This is a genomic window from Roseateles sp. P5_B10 (genome assembly GCF_056400485.1).
Window position 1 is genome coordinate 1 of record NZ_JBFULE010000265.1, and the last position, 6,444, is coordinate 6,444.

General features: G+C 65.1%; 7 protein-coding genes. 5 read left to right on the forward strand and 2 right to left on the reverse strand.

Annotated features, from left to right (window positions below; genetic code table 11):
* Window positions 1-182, forward strand: a 182-nt coding sequence (locus AC1DU6_RS16380) for a hypothetical protein (RefSeq protein WP_477858340.1), incomplete at its 5' end; no start/stop codon positions are given.
* A 19-nt stretch (window positions 183-201) separates the two neighbouring features.
* Here the strand turns inward: AC1DU6_RS16380 and AC1DU6_RS16385 are convergent.
* Window positions 202-441, reverse strand: coding sequence for a DUF1272 domain-containing protein (locus AC1DU6_RS16385; RefSeq protein WP_457325749.1), 240 nt, complete (start codon window positions 439-441; stop codon window positions 202-204).
* A gap of 221 nt (window positions 442-662) precedes the next feature.
* On the opposite strand from AC1DU6_RS16385, the gene AC1DU6_RS16390 reads away from it, so the two are divergent.
* The 4 genes from AC1DU6_RS16390 to AC1DU6_RS16405 all read left to right on the forward strand — a co-directional run bounded on the left by AC1DU6_RS16390 (window position 663) and on the right by AC1DU6_RS16405 (window position 5,493).
* Window positions 663-1,169 (forward strand): RidA family protein, encoded by a 507-nt coding sequence (locus tag AC1DU6_RS16390; protein WP_457325750.1) that lies wholly within the window; start codon window positions 663-665, stop codon window positions 1,167-1,169.
* A gap of 70 nt (window positions 1,170-1,239) precedes the next feature.
* Window positions 1,240-2,094, forward strand: coding sequence for a PhzF family phenazine biosynthesis protein (locus AC1DU6_RS16395; RefSeq protein ID WP_477858343.1), 855 nt, complete (start codon window positions 1,240-1,242; stop codon window positions 2,092-2,094).
* 217 nt (window positions 2,095-2,311) lie between these two features.
* Window positions 2,312-4,489 carry a putative bifunctional diguanylate cyclase/phosphodiesterase gene (locus tag AC1DU6_RS16400; RefSeq protein WP_477858345.1) on the forward strand — a complete coding sequence of 726 codons (2,178 nt, stop codon included), beginning with the start codon at window positions 2,312-2,314 and terminating at the stop codon, window positions 4,487-4,489.
* A gap of 269 nt (window positions 4,490-4,758) precedes the next feature.
* Window positions 4,759-5,493, forward strand: a complete 735-nt coding sequence (locus AC1DU6_RS16405) for a hypothetical protein (protein ID WP_477858346.1) — start codon at window positions 4,759-4,761, stop codon at window positions 5,491-5,493.
* Between the two features lie 175 nt (window positions 5,494-5,668).
* Here the strand turns inward: AC1DU6_RS16405 and tnpC are convergent.
* Window positions 5,669-6,444 (reverse strand): IS66 family transposase (tnpC, locus tag AC1DU6_RS16410; RefSeq protein ID WP_477858348.1); only part of this gene is annotated, 776 nt, incomplete at its 5' end.

Genomic DNA, 6,444 nt, shown 5'->3' on the forward strand with positions numbered 1-6,444 from the left:
AGACCCGCCTCAGTGCCCGCGAGCGCCGCGAGGCCAGGTCGCGCGCCGAGGCGATGCATGCGGCGGCCGATGCCGACGAGGAGGACCGCATCGCCCGTCAACAGATGGCCGAGGACCGCCTGCGGCTCGCCCGTCAGAACCTACGCCGGAACCAGCGAGCCGCTGAGGCACCATCCAAATAGCGCCGAAGAGCTCTGCGGCTCAATCGCAACCCGACGGCTTGCTGACGCGCTCTGCGGAGGCTGGGTGGCGTTCCAGGGCGGCACCGACGCGTGTTGGCCGGGGCGCAAAGTTCCCACCGCAATTGGGGCATCGAGATCCCAGCCGCTGGGTCGCGCAGTCCGTGCAGAAGGTGCACTCGAAGCTGCAGATCATGGCGTCTCTGCTCTCAGCAGGGAGGTCCCGGTCACAGCACTCGCAATTGGGTCTGAGGTTGAGCATGGCGATGTCGGAGTGAAGGATTGCGATGCAGCGTCCACGACGCTCGGAAACCCGAGCATTTAGACGACAACCGCATTCGATCACGCGAGCCGCCGCAGTCGATGTCAAACACCGTCGGACTCGTTTCAGTTGCAATCCGCACCCCCTGGGCGCGCGCAGTGATCGATTCCATGATGGGCAACACAGGACCTCCAACCGACGTTGCGACGAGATGACACCTCATGGACAGAGACATCGAATTCGCCCGCGCTGCGGTGTCACTGAGGTTTCCCAACGGCGGCGAACTCAAGATCGGCGGCAACTATGTTCCCGTCGTCCGCCACGGCGAGGCGATCTACGTGAGCGGCCAGATTCCCCGGGTCGGCGACACGATCGCGGTGACCGGCCGCGCGGGGTCAGACGTCACGGTGGCGCAGGCGCAGTGGGCGGCGAAGATCTGCATCCTCAGGGCGCTCTCGCTGCTGAAGGCCTCGCTGGGATCTCTGAGCCAGGTCCAGTCCGTGATGCGGATGACCGTGATCATCCAATGCGCCCAGGACTTCACGCAGCACAGCGAGGTCGCCGACGGTGCCTCCGAGCTGCTGTACGCCGTGATGGGGCCGGTTGGCGTCCATACACGGACCTCCCTCGGTACTTACGGACTGCTCAAGAACGCCACCGTCGAGGTTGATCTCATTGCGGCGTCGATCGTTCCGGTTGGCGCCCGCGATAGCCAGGCGCAGCCCTGAAACCGGCCAAACGACGCGTAATCGCACACGCTGACGCATCTCCCGAATCACTCAACGTCGCTGGTCCCCCATGAAGACAACGCGCTATTTCCATGTCGATGTTTTCGCCACCGCGCCCCTGACCGGCAACAGCCTGACCGTGTTCCTGGAGACTGAGCGATGGAGCGCCGACCGCATGCTCGAACTCACACGGGAGATGAAGCACTTCGAGTCCATCTTCCTGTCCGAGGTCACGCCAGTCGGCGCCCGCGCCCGCGTGTTCACCGTGGAGGAGGAGTTGCCCTTCGCCGGACATCCCGTGCTCGGCGCTGCCGCCGTGCTGCATCGCGTCCATGCACCAACACAGAACTCGGCATCTTGGACCTTGAGGCTGCCATCTGGCGACGTCCCTGTCCGCACGGAACAGCGTGATGGCCACTTCCTCGCGGAGATGAACCAGGGGCGGGCCGAAATCCGGGATGAACCGGATCTGGAGTTGCTGCGACCGATTCTTGCGGCGCTCGGCTTGTCATCACGAGATCTGACTCCAGCGCTTGGTGCGCGTGTGATCTCCACAGGGCTCGCGTACCTGGTGCTCCCAGTCACGCGCGAAGCCCTAGCTCGCGCGTCGGTTTTGGGCGCCGAGCTCGAGGCTCTGCTAGCTGCCGTGGGCGCCAAGTTCGTCCTCGTGCTCGATGTCGACCGCCCTGAGATCCGAACATGGGACAACCTGGGCCGCGTGGAGGACGTGGCGACAGGCAGTGCCGCAGGTCCTGCCGCCGCCTTCCTATTCCACCGGCGCCTAGTCGACCCCCTGCTGCCGCTGGAGATCGCACAGGGGCGCTTCGCCAATCGACCCAGCAGACTCCACGTACGCCTGGACGGCACCGGAGCACTCCACGTCAGCGGCGAAGTCTGGCCGGTTGCACAAGGCTGGCTCGAATAGTGGGTCGGCCGGAGCCGTGTGATTTTCACGCCAAGCTGGCTTAGGTCCATGAGCACACCAAAGAAAATCTGAACCGCCTCTCCCCACAATCTGACCGACGTGCCTCTGCGGATGCCGGTGCAGTTCATGGCCGAGCGGAGTAGAGTCAGCGGCAGTCGAGAGCCTGGTGGACTCTCTGGTCAGTTCAGTGTCTAGGTTCGGGAGCCGACACTTCGCCATGCGATACCTGCCCTCAAGCTACGCACCTTGGGTCGTTGCAGCTTCGTTGCTGATCGCGAGCTTTGCGTCCTACGTCGCACTCGATCTGGCCAAACGCGTTCGCACGCGCGACCGCGGCGTTGCGATGAGTTGGTGGCTCGGAGGCTCCCTGGCAATGGGCACCGGCATCTGGTGCATGCACTTCGTCGGCATGCTTGCCTTTTCTCTGCCAATAGCACTGGGCTACACCGCGGGGCTGACTGTGGCATCGTGGGTCGCCGGAGTGGCCGTTTCTGCCATGGCACTGTACGTCGCAAGCCAAGGCGAGCTCACCTGGCCCCGCCTGGGCGGAGGTGCCATCGCGATGGGGTTGGGCATTTGCGCAATGCACTACACCGGCATGGCCGCGCTCGACATGGTGCCCGCCATCGTCTGGAACCCGCTGTTGGTGGCGGCGTCGGCGCTGATCGCCGTTGGCGCATCGGCGGCAGCGTTGCTGATCTTCTTCTGGCTGCGCAAGGTGGGGGAGCGCCGCGGCATGATTTTCCAGCCCCTGGCGGCGCTGGTGATGGGTATCGCCATCTGCGGCATGCACTACACGGGCATGGCGGCGGCGAACTTCCCGGCCGGCACGGTCTGCCTGAGCGCGGACGCGCTGGCGGGCCCCCAGTTGGGAATGATGGTGTCGCTGTCGTCCATCGCCCTGCTGGCGATGACCTTGTTCACGTCGACGCTCGACGCCCGCATGCGCAGCTCGCTGAAGGTCGCGAACGTGAAGCTGGAGACGGCCAACGAGGAGTTGCGGCGACGAGCGTTCCAGGACGCGCTCACCGGCCTGCCCAACCGCATGCTGTTCGAGGACCGTCTGGCGCATGCGCTTCAGCGTCATGCGCGCGCCGGGGAACAGATCTCGGAGCGCAATGCCGGCAAGGTGGCCGTGCTGTTCGTCGACCTTGACGGCTTCAAGCCGGTCAACGACTCGCTCGGCCATGCGGCCGGCGACGCGGTGCTCAAGGAGGTCGCCGCGCGGCTGAGGGTCGCGGCGCGCGACGCCGAYACCGTGGCTCGCATTGGCGGCGACGAGTTCGTGCTGCTGATGGAGGACGTCAGCAGCCTGGCGGACTGCGTCAGCCTGGCCAGCCGCCTGATCGCGGCGCTATCGGTCCCTCTTGAGGTCGGTGGCCGGCGGGTTGTCCTGTCCGGATCGGTCGGCATCGCCGCCTACCCCGACCACGGCGACGGGGACAAGCTGGTCATGCACGCGGACGCCGCGATGTACACCGCCAAACGCGCCGGCGGTGGCACCTATGCGCTGTACGAGACGCATATGGACGAAGGCGCGCAAGAGCAGCTCAACCTGCTGATCGACCTGCGCCTGGCCATCGAGCAAGGGCAACTGCAACTCCACTACCAACCCAAGATCGATGGCCTGCATGGGCAGATCCGCGGCGTCGAGGCCCTGATCCGCTGGAACCATCCCGAGCGCGGCCTGCTGAGTCCGGGCCTGTTCATTCCCATCGCCGAGCGCTTCGGCCTCATCAACAGCCTGGGCAACTGGGTCATCGACGAGGCCTGCCGGCAGATGCACGCCTGGGCGGAGATCGGCCTGCACATGCGCGTGGCGATCAACCTGTCCGTGCATCAGCTGCGCGAAGAGGACCTGGCGGCTCGGATCGGGACGGCTTTGTCCAGGAACCTGCTCGACCCTTCCCAACTGCTTTGCGAGATCACCGAATCCGTCGCGATGGAAGACCTCAAGAGCACCCAGCGTGCCTTCGAGGAGCTGGCCCGCATCGGCGTGTTCCTCTCCATCGACGATTTCGGGACCGGCTATTCCAGCCTAAGCTATCTGCGCCAACTGCCCGCCCGCCAGCTCAAGATCGATCGCAGCTTTGTCGCCGACATCGAAGTCAGCAACGACGCCCGGGCGATCGTCAGCGCCGTCATCCAGCTGGCCCATGAGCTCGGGCTGCGCGTCGTCGCCGAAGGCGTGGAGACCAAGGGGCAGCGCGACATCCTGCTGGCGCTGCACTGCGACGAGCTGCAGGGCTATTTCCTGGCCCGACCCATGGCTGCCGAGACGCTCCTGGCCTGGACCGAAGGACGCAAGCCTGCCGGCGCGGCCGACTTCTCGCCTTCGGTCTTGGGTGACCATCTGCTTATGGATGGTGGTGCAGTAGGTGCGCCCGGCGCATAGAGCAAAGCTGCAACGTGGCTTCTGCGGCCCCGCATGACGACCGTTCCGTCTGGAGCATCAGTTAGAGCTTGAAGTTGTCTACCGAATCTAGGCGATTCACTCACCAGCCGCGGCGCTGAATTCGCCGGATATCTCACTCGCCCAGTGCTTCTTGGGTATCCGTCCGTTCAACTCACCTTGACGAGCCCAGGTCGGAGGTGAGGTGGCACCATGGCGGGCAGCATGGAAGAGCTCGCGAAGGGCGCGGATTGCAGCAGTTGGGGGCTGGCATGACTGGCTTCGAAGAAACTGTGGCGATCTTGGAGGGGACGGATGTGAATGCGTGTGATCGAGCAGTTTGGGCTTTGGCACTTGGCCTCTCGGTGAAGGCGGGCTGGGCGGGCCCGGTATCCGACACCGAAAAGAAAGAGGTCGAGACCTATTTTTCGCATCGGGTGGCCAAGCGCTCCCTCCACACGGCCGAGCATTTCCCGGACGGCGCTAAAGGCTTCATCACGGAAGAACTGCCGCCCAGGCTGGCCGTGGATACGGCGCATCCTGACGACCCGCGCGCCAGCCGCCTGCACTACGCCTACTGCTTTGCCGACGCCATCGTGAGAGGGACGGCCATCGAATCGCAGGTCTACCTGGGCTCCGGGAAGGAAATCATCTTCACCCGGACCGCGTTCACCGTGACGGATATTTACAAGCCCGCGGCCGGCATCGCCGTCGGCGGCACGCTAACGGTGTCATACATCGGCGGCGAAGTCATCGACGACGGCGAGCGGTTGCGAGTTGAGAACTGGACGCAGCCGCACATGCAGCGGGGTCGCAGCTATCTGCTGCTGCTCAAGCCGGCACAAGCGACCCCGGGCGCTTACTTCGCAACGGAGCAGATGACCGAGGTGCGGGACGACCGGCTTCGGCTGATCGGCATCGAGTGGCTCGGATTCGATCCCGGAACGCGCTTGGCCGACTTCGGCGCCAGGCTCAGTGCCGCGGCGAACTTGCCCGTTTGCCAATGACGCCTAGTGCCGGCGGTGGAGGCGTCAGCCTCCTGCCAAGGCTGGACGTCGAAGCATTCTTGGCGAAGCATCTTGGTCAAGGCGACCTCCGCATCGCGGACCGAGAGTTCAACGGCGTTGTCGTTGTCGCGGCAAGTGGTGTCGCGACGGGGTGGTCGCAGCCCATCTGTAGCGCCTATCTGCGCGTCGTCGGTGCCGTCCAGTGATGCGGCAGCAGTTCCCCGATCCGACTGGCCTGCTGCGTCGGCAGCCGCTCCAGCACGTCACGGAGGTAGGCGTAGGGATCAAGCCCGTTGAGCTTGGCCGAGTGAATCAGGCTCATCACGGCCGCGGCCCGCTTGCCCGCGCGCAAGCTGCCAGCGAACAGCCAGTTCTGCCTCCCGAGCGCGATGGGACGGATGCGGTTCTCCACCCAGTTGTTGTYGATGGGCAGGTCACCGTCATCGAGGTAGCGGATCAGCGCCGCCCAACGCTTGAGGCTGTAGTCGATGGCTCTGGCAGTGGCTGAGCCATCCGGCACGCGCTGGCGCTGTTGCCGCAGCCACTGGTTCAGTGCATCGGCCAGCGGCCGGGCTGCTCGGCGGGCTTCGAGCCTGGCTTCACTGTTGGTGTTGGCCGCGGCTCGTTCCACCTCGTAGAGCTGGCCGAAGAACTTCAGCGCCTGCTCGCCGACTTGGCTGCCGTGGTTGGCCCAAAGTTCATGGAACTTGCGCCGGGCGTGCGCCATGCACCCGACCTCGATCACGCCCAGCTCGAAGCAAGCCTTGTAGCCGGCGAAGTCGTCACAGACGAGCTTGCCTTGCCAAGCTGGCTTGCCTGGCGTCCCGGGCAGTCCGAGGAAGTCGCGGGCGTGCTGGCCGCCGCGGCTGTCGGCGAAGTCAAAGACGACGGCCTGCAGCGAGCTGAACTGCGTGCTGCAGTAGCTCCACAGGTAGGCGCGATGTGTCTTGC